The 17,610-nt window shown below is 74.1% G+C and carries 14 protein-coding genes; 7 read left to right on the top strand and 7 right to left on the bottom strand.

From position 1 onward, the window contains the following. Positions 1 to 62: 62 nt before the first annotated feature. Positions 63 to 1,415 (top strand): DNA-3-methyladenine glycosylase 2 family protein, encoded by a 1,353-nt coding sequence (locus ACF07V_RS24435; protein WP_392157126.1) that lies wholly within the window; start codon positions 63 to 65, stop codon positions 1,413 to 1,415. Here ACF07V_RS24435 and ACF07V_RS24430 read toward each other — a convergent pair. From ACF07V_RS24430 to ACF07V_RS24415, 4 genes are all read right to left on the bottom strand, one after another. Continuing rightward, positions 1,385 to 1,792, bottom strand: coding sequence for a PPOX class F420-dependent oxidoreductase (locus ACF07V_RS24430; RefSeq protein WP_392157124.1), 408 nt, complete (start codon positions 1,790 to 1,792; stop codon positions 1,385 to 1,387). The genes ACF07V_RS24435 and ACF07V_RS24430 overlap by 31 nt on opposite strands. A 104-nt stretch (positions 1,793 to 1,896) precedes the next feature. Next, complete coding sequence (locus ACF07V_RS24425; RefSeq protein ID WP_392157123.1) at positions 1,897 to 2,379, bottom strand: DUF456 domain-containing protein; 483 nt, start codon at positions 2,377 to 2,379, stop codon at positions 1,897 to 1,899. A 67-nt stretch (positions 2,380 to 2,446) separates the two neighbouring features. Beyond that, complete coding sequence (locus tag ACF07V_RS24420; protein WP_392157121.1) at positions 2,447 to 2,881, bottom strand: hypothetical protein; 435 nt, start codon at positions 2,879 to 2,881, stop codon at positions 2,447 to 2,449. A gap of 68 nt (positions 2,882 to 2,949) precedes the next feature. Further along, positions 2,950 to 3,933 carry a helix-turn-helix domain-containing protein gene (locus tag ACF07V_RS24415; protein WP_392157120.1) on the bottom strand — a complete coding sequence of 328 codons (984 nt, stop codon included), beginning with the start codon at positions 3,931 to 3,933 and terminating at the stop codon, positions 2,950 to 2,952. Positions 3,934 to 4,165: 232 nt separating this feature from the next. Between ACF07V_RS24415 and ACF07V_RS24410 the strand changes: the two genes are divergently transcribed. The 4 genes from ACF07V_RS24410 (at position 4,166) to ACF07V_RS24395 (ending at position 11,789) form a co-directional block, all read left to right on the top strand. After that, complete coding sequence (locus ACF07V_RS24410; protein WP_392157118.1) at positions 4,166 to 7,933, top strand: S8 family serine peptidase; 3,768 nt, start codon at positions 4,166 to 4,168, stop codon at positions 7,931 to 7,933. Positions 7,934 to 8,056: 123 nt separating this feature from the next. Next, entirely contained in the window at positions 8,057 to 9,520 is a 1,464-nt protein-coding gene (locus ACF07V_RS24405) for a protein phosphatase 2C domain-containing protein (RefSeq protein ID WP_392157116.1), read from the top strand. Positions 9,521 to 9,547: 27 nt separating this feature from the next. Next, the gene (locus ACF07V_RS24400) at positions 9,548 to 11,290 is read left to right on the top strand and encodes a pyruvate dehydrogenase (protein ID WP_392157114.1); all 1,743 of its coding nucleotides are present in this window, start codon (positions 9,548 to 9,550) and stop codon (positions 11,288 to 11,290) included. A gap of 94 nt (positions 11,291 to 11,384) precedes the next feature. Beyond that, positions 11,385 to 11,789 (top strand): ATP-binding protein, encoded by a 405-nt coding sequence (locus ACF07V_RS24395; RefSeq protein ID WP_392157112.1) that lies wholly within the window; start codon positions 11,385 to 11,387, stop codon positions 11,787 to 11,789. 33 nt (positions 11,790 to 11,822) lie between these two features. On the opposite strand, the gene ACF07V_RS24390 is transcribed toward ACF07V_RS24395, so the two are convergent. Both ACF07V_RS24390 and ACF07V_RS24385 read right to left on the bottom strand, forming a co-directional pair. Continuing rightward, positions 11,823 to 12,935 carry a DUF2637 domain-containing protein gene (locus ACF07V_RS24390; protein ID WP_392157111.1) on the bottom strand — a complete coding sequence of 371 codons (1,113 nt, stop codon included), beginning with the start codon at positions 12,933 to 12,935 and terminating at the stop codon, positions 11,823 to 11,825. Between the two features lie 204 nt (positions 12,936 to 13,139). Next, positions 13,140 to 14,006 (bottom strand): (2Fe-2S)-binding protein, encoded by an 867-nt coding sequence (locus ACF07V_RS24385; protein WP_392157110.1) that lies wholly within the window; start codon positions 14,004 to 14,006, stop codon positions 13,140 to 13,142. A 195-nt stretch (positions 14,007 to 14,201) separates the two neighbouring features. On the opposite strand from ACF07V_RS24385, the gene ACF07V_RS24380 reads away from it, so the two are divergent. Together ACF07V_RS24380 and ACF07V_RS24375 are read left to right on the top strand one after the other, a co-directional pair. Then, the gene (locus ACF07V_RS24380; RefSeq protein ID WP_392157108.1) at positions 14,202 to 14,993 is read left to right on the top strand and encodes a GntR family transcriptional regulator; all 792 of its coding nucleotides are present in this window, start codon (positions 14,202 to 14,204) and stop codon (positions 14,991 to 14,993) included. A 64-nt stretch (positions 14,994 to 15,057) separates the two neighbouring features. Continuing rightward, positions 15,058 to 16,713 carry a WD40 repeat domain-containing protein gene (locus ACF07V_RS24375; protein WP_392157106.1) on the top strand — a complete coding sequence of 552 codons (1,656 nt, stop codon included), beginning with the start codon at positions 15,058 to 15,060 and terminating at the stop codon, positions 16,711 to 16,713. Positions 16,714 to 16,746: 33 nt separating this feature from the next. Here the strand turns inward: ACF07V_RS24375 and ACF07V_RS24370 are convergent, their stop codons facing one another. Then, positions 16,747 to 17,535 carry a hypothetical protein gene (locus tag ACF07V_RS24370; protein WP_392157105.1) on the bottom strand — a complete coding sequence of 263 codons (789 nt, stop codon included), beginning with the start codon at positions 17,533 to 17,535 and terminating at the stop codon, positions 16,747 to 16,749. Positions 17,536 to 17,610 lie beyond the last annotated feature (75 nt).

Raw genomic sequence — 17,610 nt, 5'->3', positions numbered from 1 at the left:
CCCCGATCGTGGTGTCCGAAAACCGCGAGCCGGGGCGGGGCGGCTCCCGCACACTGGGAGCCATGAGGGACGACGACACCCGCTACGAGGCGGTCAGCAGCAGGGACGCGCGGTTCGACGGAGAGTTCTTCTTCGCCGTCCGGACCACCGGCATCTACTGCCGGCCCAGCTGCCCCGCCGTCACCCCCAAACGGCAGAACGTCTCCTTCTACCCGACGGCCGCCGCCGCCCAGGGCCACGGCTTCCGCGCCTGCCGCCGGTGCCGCCCCGACGCCGTGCCCGGCTCCGCCGAGTGGAACGTACGGGCCGACGTCGTCGGGCGCGCCATGCGGATGATCGGCGACGGCGTCGTCGACCGCGAGGGCGTGCCCGGACTCGCCGGGCGCCTCGGCTACAGCACCCGGCAGGTGCAGCGCCAGCTCACCGCCGAGCTGGGCGCAGGACCCGTCGCGCTCGCCCGCGCCCAGCGGGCGCACACCGCGCGGCTGCTGCTCCAGACCACCGGGCTGCCCGTCACCGAGATCGCCTTCGCGGCCGGCTTCGCCAGCGTCCGCCAGTTCAACGAGACCATCCGGGCCGTCTACGCCCGCACCCCCACCGCCCTGCGGGCCGAGGCGGGCAGCGGAGCGGGAGCCCGTACCGCGCTCGCCGCCGGGGTGCCGCTGCGGCTCGCCCACCGGGGCCCGTACGCGGCCGACGAGGTCTTCGACCTGCTGGCCGCCGAGGCCGTGCCCCGGGTGGAGGAGGTCGTCGGCGCGGCCGGCGCCCGCACCTACCGGCGCACGCTCCGCCTCCCGTACGGCACCGGCGTCGTCTCCGTCGACGAGCGCTCCGGAGGACGCTGGCTGGAGGCCAGGATCCACCTCACCGAGCTGCGCGACCTGACCACCGCCGTGCACCGGCTGCGCCGTCTCTTCGACCTCGACGCCGACCCGTACGCGGTCGCCGAGCGGCTCGGGGGGACCGTCGGGCTCGCCGCCGAGGTGGCCGCCCGGCCGGGGGTGCGCTCCCCGGGCACGGCCGAACCCGAGGAGTTCGCCCTGCGGACGGTCCTCGGCGCCGAGGAGTCGGCCCGGGTCGTCGAGCTCCACGGCACCCCGCTGGCCACCGCCTGCGGCACCCTCACCCATGTCTTCCCCGAGCCGGCCGCCCTGACCGGCCACCCCGTCGCGGGGCCGCTGGCCCGTGCCCTCGTCGACGGAGCCGTACGCCTCGATCCCGGCGCCGACCGCGACGAGGCCGAGCGCGCCCTGCTCGCCGTCCCCGGCGTGACCCCCGCGGCCGCCGCGCTCATCCGGATGAGGGCCCTCGGCGACCCCGACGTCGCCCTCGTGGACGGGCGGGAGGCGGAGGAGTGGCGGCCCTGGCGCTCGTACGCCACCCGCTACCTGGGCGCGCTGCTCCCGGGGACGTAGTCCTCCAGGCCCCAGCTGTGCACCCGGCGCGGATGGATCCGGATGACCTCCTGACTGAAGTGCGGGCCCAGCTCGTGCGGGCCCACGAGCAGTTCCGCCTCGCCGCGGATCTCGACGCCCCGCACCCGCCAGGGGCGGACGCTCGCGAGGTCGTCGACGACCAGCGCCACCTTCGGGTTCTGCCGCAGATTGCGCCACTTCTTCGTCCGGCCCATGCGGAGCCCGCCGACCAGGACGGTGCCGTCCTCCTGCGGGAAGAACCCCACCGGATTGGCCTGCGGCTGCCCGGACTGGTCGACGGTCGCCATCCGGGCGAGCTTGCGGCCCTCGGTGAGGTAGGCGAACTCGGTCGCGCTGAATCCCTCGAAATCCCTCATGTGTCCAGGATCGCGCGCAGCTCCCCGATCCGGCCCGATCGGCGGGACACCCCGCGGGGTGTCCGGAAAGTCCCGCACAGCACCCGCGGCGCCCGGCACGCCCCCTAGCCCCAGATCACCGCGCCCGCCCACGCCCCCACGATCAGCAGGCAGGCGAAGAGCTCGACGAGCACGCTCGTGCCGGCCGCCCGCATCACGGCCCGGGTCGCCGCCCTCGCCTGGCCGTGGCCGCCCAGGCGGAGCCGTTCCGAGAGGTAGATCCCGCCGACGAAGCCGGGGATCGCGCCGATCACCGGGAGCAGGACGAAGCCCAGGACGGCGCCCACCCCCGCGTACGCCACCATGCGCCGGGTGATGCCGACGCCCCGGAAGCGGCGCGGTGGCAGCTGCCAGACGATCACCTGGGTGAGGAGCAGCAGACCGGTCGAGGAGGCGAGGAGGATCCAGGCGAGGTCGGTCCGCTCGTGCAGCGCCCACCAGAGCATGGCGGCCCACACCAGCCACGTCCCCGGCACGCCGGGCGCGAGCACCCCGAACAGACCGAGAAGCATCACCGTCGCGATCATCAGGAGCTGCCACACACCCACGCTGCCCAGCGTGCACGACGGCGCGGATTCCCGCAGGTCGCGCGGGGCGTACGGGGTACGGGAGGGGTCAGGCGGCCAGGGGCAGGGCGGCGACCACGAGGTTCCGCTCCTTGCGGCTGATCAGCGGGAAGATCACCTTCAGGGCGTGCTCGCTGTTCGGGGAGGAGAGGACGAGCGAGGAGTTCAGGATCCGTTCCCTGACCGCCGAGCGGAACAGGCCGTCGCGGGCGATCGTCATCGTGTGCTCGACCGGCTTCGCGAACACCGGGTCCGCGCGGAAGATGAAGAGCCGGCGGTCCGTCATCGCCAGGTACATGGGGACCGGCGTCGGTATCACCGCCATCGCGCCACCGCTGAGGACGGCGGACGCCACGCCGAACGCGGCGGTCCGGCGCACCGAGACGGTGCTCAGGCCGACGACGCAGGTCACCTCGACCCGCTCACCGGGCTCCAGCATCGGGGTCACGGTGGTCAGCAGGGCGCGACGGCGTCGTCCGTTCATGGGGGCGGGAACTCCTGGGGATGAGGTGCAAGCGGAACCGGCCGCTCACCTTCCCACACCCCCCGGGCTCAGCCGCGGGCGACCCAGCCCTTCTCGTACGCGTGCCAGCCCAGCTGCAGCCGGGTCGTCACCCCGGTCAGCTCCATCAGCCCCTTCACCCGCCGCTGCACCGTCCGCAGCCCCAGGTCCAGCTGCTTCGCCACGCTCGCGTCCGTCATCCCGGCGAGCAGCAGCGACAGGATCTCCAGGTCCATCACGTCCGGGCCCGGCGCCTCGTCCTCGGCGATCTGCGCGCCCGCCCCGAGCCGCAGCGGCAGCGCCTCCCGCCACACCGACTCGAAGAGGCCCATCAGCGATTCGAGGAGCCCGCTCGCGTGCACGACGATCGCCGCGGGCTCGGCGCCCCGCCCGGTCAGCGGCACCATGGCCAGGGAGCGGTCGGCGACGACCAGCTTCGTGGGGACCCGGTCCGCGACCCGGATCTTCTCCTCGCGGCCGAGCGCCGCCGACAGTTCGAGCAGCCCGGTCGGCAGGGTGAGCACCTCCCGCTCGATCACCACCCGGTAGCGGACCCCGCGCCCGGCCGCCTGCTCCTCCGCGTGGTTCTCCAGGCCGGAGACCGCGATCGGCTTGCCCGTCACGAGGGCGCAGACCTCCTCCTGGGCGCCCAGCTGGAGCTGGAGGAAGCGATGGGTGACCGCGCTCGCGCCGACGACCACCTCCACCAGGTCGTGCACGGCCGCCTCCTCGGCCTCCGCCCGGTACTCCTCGGCGAGCAGCGCGGCCGCCAGCTCCGCCTGTTCCAGCTCGTGGCGCTGCTGGGTGAGGAGCGCGCCGAGCGCGACCCCGGGCGGCGCCGCGACCCACCGGCCGGTGCGGGCCGAGGACTGGGCCGCGAGCCCCTGCGACTCCAGGCGGCGCAGCGCCCGCTCGGTGTCCTGCTCGGGCAGGGCGAGCCGGTGGGCGAGATCGGTGACCTCGGCCGCGCCCAGCGCGACCAGGGCGCGGTACGCGGACTCCTGGCGCTCGTCGAGACCTATCGCTCCCAGCATGGATGCCCCACCCCTCGCCGCACCTCCGGCGGGCGTCCCGGATCTTCCAGGGACGTTCGCCGGAGGGATTCGTTCCGTTGGTGACCTGGCGGGAAACGGCCACGGCGTATTCCCGCCTCACCCATCATCCCTGTACCGCCCTCACCTCTGCCAATGTGGCGCCACCGCAGCACCAACAGCCTCCGGCGAAGGGCGTCTTATGCCCATTTTCCGGATTCAGATGGGGAGAGCGATGCGTCCGATTTCGCGTACGGCCCTGGGGGCGGCGACCGCCGTAGTCCTGGCCGTCACCGCGGTCGCGCCGTCCATGGCCGATGGGCCGAGGGACGACACGGCCGGCAAGCGACCGCTGGTCGGCAGCGAGGCCTCGGCCCGCACCGGCGACGGAGCCAGGACCGCCACGGTGACCCTGGTCACCGGCGACCGCGTCCTGGTCACCCGGGACGCCAAGGGCAACCCGGCGGCCACCGCCCTGCCCCGCGAGGACGGGACCGTCCCCCTGGTCCAGACCCGCCGCTCCGGCCAGGACCTGTACGTCTACCCCGAGGACGCCACCGCCGCGCTCGCCGCCGGACGCGTCGACGAGGAGCTCTTCAACGTCACCGGCCTGATCCGCCAGGGCTACGACGACTCCGCCACCACCACGCTGCCCCTCATCGCGGTCTACGGCTCCGACCTCGCCCGCTCCGTCCCCGCCGCCCCCCGCGGCGCCCGGCGCGGCCAGGTCCTCAAGGCCGTCGACGGCGTCGCGCTCACGGCGGAGAAGAAGCAGGCCGCCACCTTCTGGGCGGAGATCAGCGCCCCGAACGCCCGCTCCGCCTCCGGCATCGAGAGGCTCTGGCTCGACCGCAAGGTCCAGGCCACCCTGGAGCAGTCGACCCAGCAGATCCACGCCCCCGAGGCCTGGGCCGCCGGATACGACGGCAAGGGCACCAAGGTCGCCGTCCTCGACACCGGCGCCGACGCCGAGCACCCCGACCTCAAGGGCCGCATCGTCGCCTCGGAGAACTTCACCGACTCCGACACCACCGGCGACCACCAGGGCCACGGCACCCACACCATCTCCACCGTCGGCGGCTCCGGCGCCGCCAGTGGCGGAAAGAAGAAGGGCGTCGCCCCCGGCGCGGACCTCCTCAACGGCAAGGTCCTCAACGACTCCGGCTCCGGCGCCGCCTCCTGGATCATCGCCGGCATGGAATGGGCCGTCGCGCAGGGCGCCGACGTCGTCTCCATGAGCCTCGGCAGCTCCGTACCCACCGACTGCACCGACCCGATGAGCGTCGCCGCCGAGGAACTCGCCCGGAACAAGGGCACGCTGTTCGTCATCGCCGCCGGCAACTCGGGCCCCACCCACAACACGGTCTCCTCGCCCGGCTGCGCGCCCGACGTCCTCACCGTCGGCGCCACCGACCGCGACGACTCCACCGCCTGGTTCTCCAGCCGCGGCCCGACGACCGTCCAGCACACCCTCAAGCCCGAGATCGCCGCCCCCGGCGTCGGCATCTCCGCCGCGGCGGCCGGCGGCCGGGGCGTCTACGCGTACCAGTCCATGTCCGGTACGTCGATGGCGACCCCGCACGTCGCGGGCGCCGCCGCCATCGTCAAGCAGCGCCACCCCGACTGGACCGCCCAGCAGATCAAGTCCGCGCTCGTCGCCTCCGCCGACAGCTCGGTCCCCGGCGACGTCCGCGAGGTCGGCGGCGGCCGCCTCGACGTCAAGGCCGCCATCGACCAGACCGTCCTCGGCGCCCCCGCCGTCCAGGGCGGCACCTTCGACTGGCCGCAGGACAAGAGCGACCGCACCACGGTCTCCGTGCCCTACACCAACACCTCCGACGCCCCGGTCACCCTCGACCTGGCCGTCGAGAAGGTCACCGGCAACGACGGCTCCGCCGTCCGGTCGACCGTCGCACGCCTCGGCGAGCGCACCGTCACCGTCCCGGCCGGCGCCACCGTCGAGGTACCGCTCGGCCTCGCCCCCGACGCGCGCCTGGAGCGCGCCCAGTACGGCGACGTCACCGGCCGCGTCGTCGCCACCGGCCCCGGCGGCGTCCACGTCTCCACCCCCTTCTCGCTCTACGTCGAGCCCGAGACGGTCACCCTGCGCGTCAAGCTGATCGACCGTCAGGGCAACCCGGCCTCCGGCGCCTCCTCCCTCGACGTCATCGGCACCGACGACGCCACGGGCGAGCGCCGCTTCAACGAAGGCGCCGTCGACCAGGTCTACCGCCTGCGCCCCGGCAGCTACTTCCTCTCCTCCTTCGTCACCACGCCCGACGAGGGCGAGGGCGCCCAGCTGAACGACTCGCTCAGCTACCTCGGCCGCCCGCAGGTCGAGCTGAAGAAGGACACCACCGTCGTCCTGGACGCCCGCCGGGCCCACCGGCTGTCGGTGAGGACCGACAAGCCCTCCGAACTCCGCGGCGCCACCCTCGCGTTCGCCCGCTCCTGGGACGACTTCTGGCTGCACGCCGGAACCGCCCAGGGACCGCGCAGCATCCGCGGCTACTACGCCTCGGTCGAAGGCAGGGCCGACGAGGGCGACTTCGAGTTCGGCAGCTACTGGCGGGCCGCCGCACCGCAGTTCACCTCGCTGACCACCGGCGACGGACTGACCCTGCACCCGCTCACGGCCTCCCTCGGCTCCGACAACCTCGACGGCACCGGCTCGGCCCGCCTCGTCGACGCCGGAACGGGCACGCCCGACGAGCTCAAGGCCGCCGGGGTCCAGGGCCGCATCGCCCTCGTCCGGCTCCCGGACGGCTCCACCGGCGCGGGCACCCTCGCCCGCAACGCCAAGGCCGCCGGCGCCGTCGCCGTCGTCACGTACCACTCCGCCCCCGGCCGCTGGTACCCCACGGGCGGCTTCACCGGCCTCGGCCTCCCCGTCCTCTCCGTCCCCTCCACGGAGGCGACCGCGCTCCTCGGCAAGCTCGCCGCGGGCGAGGTCACCCTCGCCTGGAAGGCCACCGCGAAGTCCCCGTACCTCTACAACCTGGCCTTCCCCGAGGCCGGCGCCGTCCGCGACGACGAGGAGTACCGGGTCCACGACGCACAGCTGGGCCGCACGGACTCGACCTACGGCTCGGCCGGCATCACCACCGACTTCACGGACTTCCCGGCCGCCTACCGCCCCAACGGCCTCGGCATCTCCTTCGGCTCCCTGGAGACCGTCCCCGCGCCCGGCACCCGCAGCGAGTACTACTCCGCCGGTGACACCGCCTGGCAGCAGATGGTCAACAGCAGCTTCCCGTTCGGGGAGATCATGATCGGCGCCCGCCACGCGTACGCCCCCGGCGAGCAGCGCACCGAGAAGTGGTACGACGGCGTCATCGCGCCCACCGCGCCCCGCGACACCACCGGGAAGCCGGTCCTCGTCGCCGAGCGGCAGGGCGACCTCATCGGCTTCGCCAACGCCATGTGGGGCGACTCCACCCATCACGCCGAGCCCGGGTCCTTCGGCGACATCGGCAACGTGCGCCTGAGCAGGGACGGCGAGCTCCTCGGCACGTCCGGCTGGCCGTTCGGCGTCTTCGAGGTACCGGCCGAAGCCGGGACGTACACGCTCGAACAGAACACCATGAAGATCGGCAGCAAGGTGTGGGCCCGCTCCACTTCCGTCAACTCGGTGTGGAAATTCACCTCCAAGCTTGACGAGAGCGTCTATTCTCAGGGCATCCCGATTCTCTTCCCCCGGTACGACCTTCCGGAGGACGGACTCAAGACCCTCGCCGCGACCGACGGCCAGCACATCGGCCTCACCGCGACGGGTCACGCGGGTTACACCCCCGCAGCGCTCACCTCGGCCAAGCTCTCGTACTCCTACGACGGGGGCACGACCTGGACCGAAGCGCAGGTCTCCCAGCAGGGCGGCGGCTGGACCGCGACCGTGGACCACGCGGGCGCGACCGGCAAGCCTGTCACCCTGAAGACCGAACTGACGGACGCCAACGGCAACTCCGTCACCCAGACCGTGGTCCGCGCTTACGACGTGCGCTGACCACGCCGGTCCGCCGGGCGTCCTTCCCGTGGGGGGTGGGGTCGCCCGGCGGACCACCCATTTGCAGCAACGGTTTTCCTGATGTCCCGTTTTCGGACGCCGTGCGCGGTGGACAATAAGGGCATGACTCAGCAGGGGGACAACTGGTGGGACAAGCTCTACGACGACGCGGCGCCGGACACGGCCCCGACGGCCTCGGGTGACACACTCGACGACCACTTCGACACGGCACCCCGCGCGGTGCCGAGCCGGGTGCCGCCCCAGGACCCGGTGACAGCACCGCCCCGGGTCACGGCACCCCCGCCGCAGACCCCGGCCCCGCCGCCGGCGCCCCCCGCGCCCCCGCACCCGCCACCGGCGCCCCCCGCGCCGAGCGCGCCCCGGCAGGCGCCGTCCGTGGTCGGGGCCGCGCCCTGGGAGGCGCCCGCGGATGCGGGACCACGGACCTTCCCGGGTCCGCCTCGGCCCGCCCCCGTGACCGTCGCGACGGACACCGTTCAGGTGCCCTTGTCCGAGGAGCCGGCCCCCGATCCCGATCCCACCGTCCAGGTGGCCGCGCCGGCCCCCGACCCCGACCTCACCGTCGAGGTGTCCGTGCCCCGGCCCAGGACCGGGTTCGTCGGGAGCAGGCCGCCCACCTACGAGGCCGAGCCCACCGCGCTGCCCGTCGCCCGGCCCGGTGAACTCGCCGAACTCGTCGCCGACACCGTCCTCGACGGCGCCCGGTACGGCACCTGCACCCTGCGGGCCGCCTCCGTACGCGGCGACTCCGCCCGCTACCGGGGCGAACCCCGGCGCGACGCCCTGCTCACCGCCCGCTTCGGCCACGACGAGACCGCGCTCGTCCTCGTCGCCGTCGCCGCCGGCTCCCGCGCCGCCGAGGGCGCCCACCTCGCCGCCGCCGACGCCTGCCACTGGATCGCCGAGGCCGTCTGCCGCAGCCACGCCCGGCTCTCCGAGGACATCAGGTCAGGCCGCCGCGGCGACCTCAAGTCCGGACTGCACCGGCTCACCGACCGGACCTACGGCAAGCTGCGGGCCCGCGCCGCCGAGCGGGGCCTCGCCCCCCACGAGTACACCGCGACGCTCCGCTGCCTCCTCGTCCCCGCCGACCCCGAATGCCGCACGCGCGTGTTCTTCGGCATCGGCGGCGGCGGGCTCTTCCGGCTCCGCGACGGCTCCTGGCAGGACCTCGAACCGCTCCTGCCCGAACCGGCCGCCGTCACCGGCGCCCCCGTCCTCGGCTTCGGCTCGCCGCCCGCGGTGCCGGAAGCCACCGAGGAGGGGGACAGGTTCACCATGGACCTCGGCATCACCACCGCCCCGCCGCTCATCGAGGAGCCCGTACCACCGCCCGCCGAGCCCTTCCGCTTCCGCGCCTCCGTGGCCCGCGCCGGCGACACCCTCCTCCTCGCCTCGCCCGGCCTCGCCGAGCCGATGCGCGGCGAACCCGCCCTCGCCCACGAGCTGGCCGCCCGCTGGGCCGACGCCGAGCCGCCCGGCCTCGCCGCCTTCCTCGCCGACACCCAGCTGAGGGTGACCGGTTACGCCGACGACCGTACGGGGGTGGCGGTCTGGGAGGCGTAACCCGCCGGGCCGTGTGTTGATGGAGCCATGGCCAAACAGAACGTGGCGGAACAGTTCGTCGACATCCTCGTCCGCGCGGGCGTCCGGCGCCTGTACGGAGTCGTCGGAGACAGCCTCAACCCGGTCGTCGACGCGATCCGCCGTACCCGGGCGATCGACTGGATCCAGGTACGGCACGAGGAGACCGCCGCCTTCGCCGCGGGCGCCGAGGCCCAGATCACCGGCAGCCTCGCCGCCTGCGCCGGCTCCTGCGGGCCCGGCAACCTCCACCTCATCAACGGCCTGTACGACGCCCACCGCTCGATGGCCCCGGTGCTCGCGGTCGCCTCGCACATCCCGTCCAGCGAGATCGGCCTCTCCTACTTCCAGGAGACCCACCCCGACCAGCTGTTCCGCGAGTGCAGCCACTACAGCGAACTCATCTCCAACCCGAAGCAGATGCCCCGGCTGCTCCACACGGCGATCCAGCACGCCGTCGGCCGAGGCGGCGTCAGCGTCGTCTCGCTGCCCGGCGACATCGCCTCCCAGCAGGCCCCGGAGAAGTCGGCGGAGACCGCGCTCGTCACCACCCGGCCCACCGTCCGCCCCGGGGACGCCGAGATCGACGCCCTCGTCCGGATGATCGACGCCGCCGACCGGGTGACGCTCTTCTGCGGCAGCGGCACGGCGGGGGCGCACCCCGAGGTCATGCAGTTCGCCGAGCGGATCAAGTCGCCGGTCGGCCATGCCCTGAGGGGCAAAGAATGGATCCAGTACGACAATCCCTATGACGTCGGAATGAGCGGGCTGCTCGGGTACGGCGCCGCCTACGAGGCCACCCACGAGTGCGATCTGCTGATCCTGCTCGGCACCGACTTCCCGTACAACGCCTTCCTGCCCGACGACGTCAAGATCGTGCAGGTGGACGTCCGGCCCGAGCACCTCGGCCGCCGCTCCCGGCTCGACCTGGCCGTCTGGGGCGACGTCCGCGAGACCCTGCGCTGTGTGATCCCGCGCGTCCGCGCCAAGAACGACCGCCGTTTCCTCGACAAGATGCTGAAGAAGCACACCGACGCGCTGGAGGGCGTCGTCAGGGCGTACACCCGCAAGGTCGAGAAGCACGTTCCGGTGCACCCCGAGTACGTCGCCTCCGTCATCGACGAACTGGCGGACGAGGACGCCGTGTTCACCGTCGACACCGGCATGTGCAACGTCTGGGCGGCCCGCTACCTCTCGCCCAACGGGCGCCGCAGGATCATCGGCTCGTTCAGCCACGGCTCCATGGCGAACGCCCTCCCGCAGGCGATCGGCGCCCAGTTCACGGACCGGAACCGGCAGGTCGTCTCGCTCTCCGGCGACGGCGGCTTCTCGATGCTGATGGGCGACTTCCTGACCCTCGTCCAGTACGACCTGCCCGTGAAGGTGATCGTCTTCAACAACTCCTCGCTCGGGATGGTCGAGCTGGAGATGCTGGTCGCCGGACTCCCCTCGTACGGGACGACGAACATGAACCCGGACTTCGCCGCGATCGCCCGCGCCGCCGGTGCCTACGGCGTCCGGGTCGAGAAGCCCAAGCAGCTCGCGGGCGCCCTCAAGGACGCCTTCAAGCACAGGGGACCGGCCCTGGTCGACGTCGTCACCGACCCCAACGCGCTCTCCATCCCGCCGAAGATCAGCGCCGACATGGTGACCGGCTTCGCGCTCTCCGCCAGCAAGATCGTGCTGGACGGGGGAGTGGGCCGGATGCTCCAGATGGCCCGCTCCAACCTGCGCAACGTGCCCCGGCCCTGAGCGGTGTCCGGAAAGCCCCACCTCATGAATGCGGACGGTGACACGGGGCATGCATCCCCGTGAGCCTGTTCGACGCGACCTGTGGGTGGGGGATATGGCCGGGGAGGCACGACAGCCGACTCAACTGCTCAGAAAGGTGGGATGCGCGGATCTCACCGCGGTGCCGGAGGTGCGACATGCCCTGCGTGAACTGCTGCGGAAGTGGGGCGGACCGGGCGCCTCCGACGTGGCCGAACTGCTCACCAGCGAACTGGTGACCAACGCCCTGGTCCATACCGAGCACGGGGCCGTCGTGACCGCGACGGTCGTGCCCGAGCAGTTGAGGGTCGAGGTCCGGGACTTCGTGCCCGGACTCGAGCGGCCGCCCGTACCGCCCGCCGACGACGGTACGAACGGCCGGGGACTCGTCCTCGTCCAGGCCCTCGCCGACTCCTGGGGAGTCGAGGACCACGGGGTGGGCAAGGTGGTGTGGTTCGAACTGAACGGCGGGGCCGCCTGAGAGGCGGCCCCGCCGGACTCCTTCTTCCCGCGCTCAGCCGAACTGCTGCTCCAGATCCTTGAGCTTGCGCTCCAGGGAGTCGAGACGCGGCAGCGCCTGGGTGTCGTCCTCGGCGGTGAGGTCCACCGTCCGGGACTCGCCTGGGCGGGGCTCATCGCCCCTCACGGCTTGCAGGGAGGGCCGGGGTCGAAGCGGCAGCTGTCCGGGGTCCGCTATGGCGGGCTCCGCGACGGCGGCCTGCACGGCGGCCGTCGCGGAGCCCGCACCACTGCCCGCACCCGGGCCCTGGCCGGTGCCGGAAGCGGCGCCCAGCGCCGCCATCTCGACCTGGCGTCCGCCGCCGCGGCCGAGCCCGAAGGCACGGTGCTGACGGTTGATCGCCTTGAGTCTCGCCCGGTCCAGCTTGACCTGGTCGCGCCGGCGGAGCCGGTTCTGCTCCTTCTCCTTCCGGTCCTCGCGCACCTCGTCGACCGCCTCGTCCAGGGTCCGTACGCCCTCCAGGAGCATCAGCGACCAGGCCGCGAAGGTCTCCCGGGGCGCCCTCAGCCACCGCACGATCCGGATCTGCGGCAGCGGACGGGGCACCAGGCCCTGCTCGCGGAGCGCGGCCCTGCGGGTCTGCTTCAGCGCCCGGTCGAAGAGGACCGCCGCCGAGAGGGACATGCCCGCGAAGAAGTGCGGAGCCCCGTCGTGGCCCATGCCACGGGGTGCGTGCACCCAGTTGAACCAGGCCGCCGCGCCCGCGAACAGCCAGACGAGCAGGCGCGAGCCGAGGGCCGCGTCGCCGTGGCTGGCCTCGCGGACCGCGAGCACCGAGCAGAACATGGCGGCGCCGTCGAGGCCGAAGGGGACGAGGTACTCCCAGCCCCCGGCGAGGTTCAGGTTCTGCCGGCCGAAGCCGACGAGGCCGTGGAAGGAGAGCGCCGCCGCGACGGCCGCGCACAGGAACAGCAGCCCGTACGAGGCGAATCCGTAGACGGCCTCCTTGCGTCTGCGACGCTCCTCGCTGCGTTCCCAGGAGTCGTCGGCCGCGGCCTGGTCACCGGCGCGCTTCCCGCGCGCGAGCACCGCCACCGCCGTCAGGACTCCGGCCACCATCACGCCACCCGGAAGCAGCCAGTCCAGCGATATGTCGGTCAGTCTCATGCGGTGTCCCTTGCATCGCAGTAGGGCGTTTGGCGGCCCATACTGGCCGACCCCGTGGGGCGCTCAAGGGGTTTCCGGGCAAGAGCACGCCATTGGGGTCGCGGGACATACGAATAGGTGCGATCTGGTCGAACACGCTTGCAAGGAAAGGGATTTGCGTTCGATTTACGCCACTCGGACGGGTGGCGTAATCCCTCGGGACCCTCAGGCGGTCGCCGTCAGCCGGCGGACGCGCTCGGCGTCACAGGTGCGCGGGCAGGTGAGGCAGGTGTCCTCGGGGCGCAGGGTGTAGAAGAAGCAGCAGCTGGCCCGGTCGCGAGTGGCACGCGGAGCGCCGTCCGGCCCCTCGGACCCCGCCAGCTCGCGGAAGCCCGCCGCCCCCGCGTACGGCTTGTACGGCTTGGGGGTGCCCGGCAGGAGCAGTTCGAGCTCGGCCGTCGCCCGCTGCTCCTCGCCGAGCAGGGCCGCGATGTACCAGAGGCCCTCGACGATCTCGTCCGTGGCCATCCCCCACAGGGCCCGGCGGCCGCGCCGCATCCGGGGCCCGAAGCCGCCGAGGACGGCCTCGAAGTGCTCGGCGAGCGAGGCGCGCACCTCGGCCCGCAGCGCCTCCTCGTCGGCGACGACCCGGGCGCCGGGCAGGGCGGCCGCGGGGTCGTCCGGCAGGCAGGCGAACTCCTCCACGCGGACCGCCAGACGGCCGAGCGCCCGTTGGAAGGCCACGTTCCGGACGGGCAGCCGGGGCACCCGGCGGTCCAGGAACCAGGGGACGGTGACGAGGAGACAGGCGGGCCAGGCGTACCGGTGCAGTCCGAAACCGGCGACGACGTCGGGGCGGGCCCGGGCGCCGTAGTCCCGCAGCACCTGCGCGTCGTCCCGGGCGAGGAAGGCGTCGAGGCCGGGGCCGCCGGCCGCGAGCTCCTCCGCGCCGACCCAGCCCGCGCCGCGGGGCAGTCGCTCGCCCCGGGCGGGTTCCTCTATGCGCAGGCCGGGGAAGGCCTCGGCGAGCCGGGCGTAGGAGGCCGCGACGGGCGAGGCGAGGGGCGTGGGCAACAGGGCGGGGACGGTCATGCGGACCACCGAATCGCGAGCGTTGGCAGGTTAGCCTTACCTTACCCGATGGGGGGTGGGCTCTCACCACCGGAGAACCCCCTCCCACCTGCGGAGGCAGCCCGTATGCCCCGGATGTCGGTCCGTTCGCCTATGGTGCACAGGGGACCCGGGCGACGCGAGCCGGGCCCGGCACGAGGCCGCAGGAGGACCCGGGTGGAGCAGGGCGCAGCGCGCGAGCGGGCGACGGAGAGACCGTCCCCGCCCTTCGGCGACGCCGCCGGTCGCCCCGGCGGGTCCCTACGGGTGCCCGAGCAGGCGCGTGGCACGGAGGCGGTCCGGGGCGAGCACACCCACGGCGACCCCGCGCCCCTCGCCCCCCGCACCGTCCAACGGCACTCCGTCCGCGGCCAGGTCCTCGAAGCCCTCCGCACCGCCCTCGTCGGCGGCGAGCTCCGCCCCGGCGAGGTGTACTCCGCGCCCGCCCTCGCGGAGCGCTTCGGCGTCTCCGCCACCCCCGTCCGCGAGGCCATGCAGCGCCTCGCCGTCGAGGGCGCCGTCGAGGTCGTGCCGAACCGCGGCTTCCGCGTCACCGAGCGCACCCCCCGCGAGCTCGCCGAGCTCGCCGAGGTCCGCGCCCTCATCGAGGTCCCCGTCATGCTGCGGCTCGCCCGCACCGTCCCGGCCGCCCGCTGGGCCGAGCTCCGGCCGCTCGCCGAGGCGACCGCGGCCGCCGCGGCCCGGGGCGACCGCGCCCACTACGCCGAGGCCGACCGGGCCTTCCACCGTGCGGTCCTCTCCCTCGCGGGCAACGAGCAGCTGCTCGCCGTCGCCGACGACCTCCACCGCCGCTCCCAGTGGCCCCTGATCAGCGCCCCCGCCGTCAGCCACGGCGTCCTCGTCGCCGACGCGGCGGAGCACACGGCCCTGCTCGACGCCCTGGTCGCCCAGGACCTGTCCGTCGTCCAGAGCTTGGTACGAGAGCACTTCACCGGATCGGAGTCGTGAGCGTCCCGGGCGACTAAGGTCGAAGACGTCAGCCGACCGCACCGCGTCGCCCGTGAGGTGCCCCATGACGTCCGCGACCCCGTCCCCGGCCTGGGACGGCACGGAAGCCGAGGCCGCCGCCCTGCTCGGCTGGCTCACCGATCCCGAGGCGCCCCGGCTCTGCCTCGTCACCGGCGCCCCCGGCAGCGGCAAGACGGCCCTCCTCGGCTGGCTCGCCGCGTACGGCCCCCGCTCCGGACGTGCCCGCCGCCGCACGGCCCGGATGCTCGTCCCGCTCGCCGGGCAGAGCGCGCTCGGCGCGGCCTGGACGATCGCCGACCGGCTCGGCGTGGTGGCCCGCTCGCCCGGCGACCTCGTCCACGCCCTCGCGACCAGCGAGCCGCGGCCCGCCGGCCGGGCCGTCCTCCTCCTCACGGACCTGCACGCCGCCGCCGAACCCGCCGCGCTCACCCGGCTCATCGCGGAGCTCGCCGGCGTCGGCCGGATCCGGCTCGTGGTCGAGGCCCGGAGCGGCACCCCGGCCCCCGCCGTCCTGCGGGGCGAACGCCGGGTCACCGTCGTCGACCTCGACGGCGAGCCCGAGACCGCCGACGGCGCCGCCGCACAGCCGGCGGCGCCGCTGCCGGACCTCTCCGACCCGGTCGCCGTCTGCGCCGCCGACCCGCTGCTCGTCACCACGGCGTACGTCACCGGCGCCGCCCTCGCCGGGGTGCCCGGCACCCTCGACGGGCCCGAGCCGTCCGGCCGGCCCGGCGAGGGGACCGTCGACGAGCACGGCGGCCTGCGGACCGCCTGGATGCGCGCCGGGCAGTCGCTCTGCCGCGAACAGACCCCGGCGGAAAGGGCGTTGGTGCTCCTCGCCGCGCTCGGCGACGGGGCCGACCCGAGGCTCCGCCCCGCCCTCGCCGAGCTCGCGGAGAGCGCGCCCTGGAGGGTCCGGTGGGCCCGTCACCGCGGCGACCTCAACCCGCCCTGGCCGGGCCCGGTCACGGTGCTCGGCGCGGCCGGCGGCCCGCTGGAGGGCACCCTCCTCGTCGGCGACCCCACCGGCACCGTACGGCTGCTCCACGAGGCCGACGCGAGCCCCGTCGGGCGCCTCGCGCACAGTGTCCCCGGCCGGATCACCGCGCTCGCGCCCGCCGCGGACGGGACGGTGCTGCTCCTGGACGACCGGGGCCGGCTGCACGCCGTACGGGGTACGGCGCCCCGGCCCCCGTACCTGGAGCGGCTCACCGAGGCGGTCTCGGCGACCCTGGCCCGCCACCCGGGCACGGCCCTCGCGGCGATCGCCGGCTCGGTGGTGGTGGGGGACCGGCTCGGCTCCGTCCACGCCTTCGGCCTGACGGGCCTTCACCAGTCGGCCTCGCACAGCGGCCGGGTCACCGCCGTCGCGGCGGTCGAGTCCGAGACACCGTTCGTCTGCTCCGGCGGCGCCGACGGGAGCGTCCGGCTCTGGACCCCCGGCCGCGACACGCACCCCGAACCCCTCGCCGAACGCCCCTCGCCGGTCGTCTCCCTGCACGCGACCGAAACCCCGTACGGGCCGCTGGTCGCCGCGGCCTGGGCCGACGGCCTCGTCGAACTCCACCGGCCCGAGGGCGGCCCGACCCTCTCCTTCCGGCCGGGCCCCCCGGTCCGCGCGGTCGCGGTCACCGGCGCCGGCTCCCTCCTCGTGGGAACCGACGACAGCCTGATCCGTCTCACCCCCAAGGAAGGATGACGCGACGTCACCGAGCGGTCATGGCACGGGACTTCAGTTCGCCGCCTGCGGCGTCAGCTGGGCCGACAGCCAGGTCGGGACCCCGCCGAGGAGCTGGAAGAGACGTCTCGCCTCCGCCCGCAGACGGCCCGCCTCCGGTTCGGTCTCCGTGGCCGCCAGGGCCGTGAGCGCCGGAGCCGTGCCGACCAGATAGCCCAGCTCCTCGCGGATCCGCAGGGACTCCGCGAAACCGTGCCGCGCCTCCGCCAACTCCCCCTCGCGCAGGGCGAGTCCGGCGAGGTGCCGCCAGGTGAAGGAGAGCAGGAGCGAGTCCCCCTGCGTGGTCGCCCCGGCGTGGGCCCTGCGGTACGCGGCGCGGGCCGCCTGCGGGGAGTCGCCGAGGTTCTGGGCGACGAGCCCGCGCCGGAAGTCCAGGAGCGGCCGCCCGCCGGCGGAGGGGGCGATCAGCGCCGCCGCCCGGCCGAGAGCCATCCGGGCCTCGTCGGCCCGGTCGCGCACGCCCAACAGCGTGGAGGCGTAGGCGAGATAGCCGCGTTCGCAGGCCGCGGCACCGCGTTCCTCGTCGGTGCCGGCCACCGCCTCGGCAGCCCGGAGGGCCTCCTCGGCGTCGGCCCAGCCCTTCTCGGTGTAGAGGCAGCGCTCGATGAGCAGCGCGGCCCGTTCGAGTGCGGCTGCCGGTTCGGTCGCGTGCGGTGCCAGCAGCGCCGCCGCGTCCGTCCAGCAACCTCGGGAGCGGAGCCGCCATATGGCGGTCTCCACAGGTGTCTCCTTGCCGTAGGCGAGGGACGGATCTTCGCCACCCCTTGATTCGGAACCAGACATGGCGGTATCCGCCACATTGCCCTCCCCGAGCGCGCCATTGAGCTGTTGAGTAGGACGGCATCTCAGCACGAACGG

The organism is Streptomyces sp. NPDC015661 (assembly GCF_043077765.1).
In the GTDB taxonomy this organism is placed as follows: domain Bacteria; phylum Actinomycetota; class Actinomycetes; order Streptomycetales; family Streptomycetaceae; genus Streptomyces.
This window is presented reverse-complemented; position numbering and strand designations above follow the sequence as displayed.

Coding starts and splice junctions, on each gene's coding strand:
- ACF07V_RS24395 (WP_392157112.1), top strand. CDS start 11,385: ATGGCCGGGGAGGCACGACAGCCGACTCAACTGCTCAGAAAGGTGGGA.
- ACF07V_RS24390 (WP_392157111.1), bottom strand. CDS start 12,935: ATGAGACTGACCGACATATCGCTGGACTGGCTGCTTCCGGGTGGCGTG.
- ACF07V_RS24400 (WP_392157114.1), top strand. CDS start 9,548: ATGGCCAAACAGAACGTGGCGGAACAGTTCGTCGACATCCTCGTCCGC.
- ACF07V_RS24370 (WP_392157105.1), bottom strand. CDS start 17,535: ATGTCTGGTTCCGAATCAAGGGGTGGCGAAGATCCGTCCCTCGCCTAC.
- ACF07V_RS24415 (WP_392157120.1), bottom strand. CDS start 3,933: ATGCTGGGAGCGATAGGTCTCGACGAGCGCCAGGAGTCCGCGTACCGC.
- ACF07V_RS24410 (WP_392157118.1), top strand. CDS start 4,166: ATGCGTCCGATTTCGCGTACGGCCCTGGGGGCGGCGACCGCCGTAGTC.
- ACF07V_RS24375 (WP_392157106.1), top strand. CDS start 15,058: ATGACGTCCGCGACCCCGTCCCCGGCCTGGGACGGCACGGAAGCCGAG.
- ACF07V_RS24430 (WP_392157124.1), bottom strand. CDS start 1,792: ATGAGGGATTTCGAGGGATTCAGCGCGACCGAGTTCGCCTACCTCACC.
- ACF07V_RS24405 (WP_392157116.1), top strand. CDS start 8,057: ATGACTCAGCAGGGGGACAACTGGTGGGACAAGCTCTACGACGACGCG.
- ACF07V_RS24420 (WP_392157121.1), bottom strand. CDS start 2,881: ATGAACGGACGACGCCGTCGCGCCCTGCTGACCACCGTGACCCCGATG.
- ACF07V_RS24435 (WP_392157126.1), top strand. CDS start 63: ATGAGGGACGACGACACCCGCTACGAGGCGGTCAGCAGCAGGGACGCG.
- ACF07V_RS24385 (WP_392157110.1), bottom strand. CDS start 14,006: ATGACCGTCCCCGCCCTGTTGCCCACGCCCCTCGCCTCGCCCGTCGCG.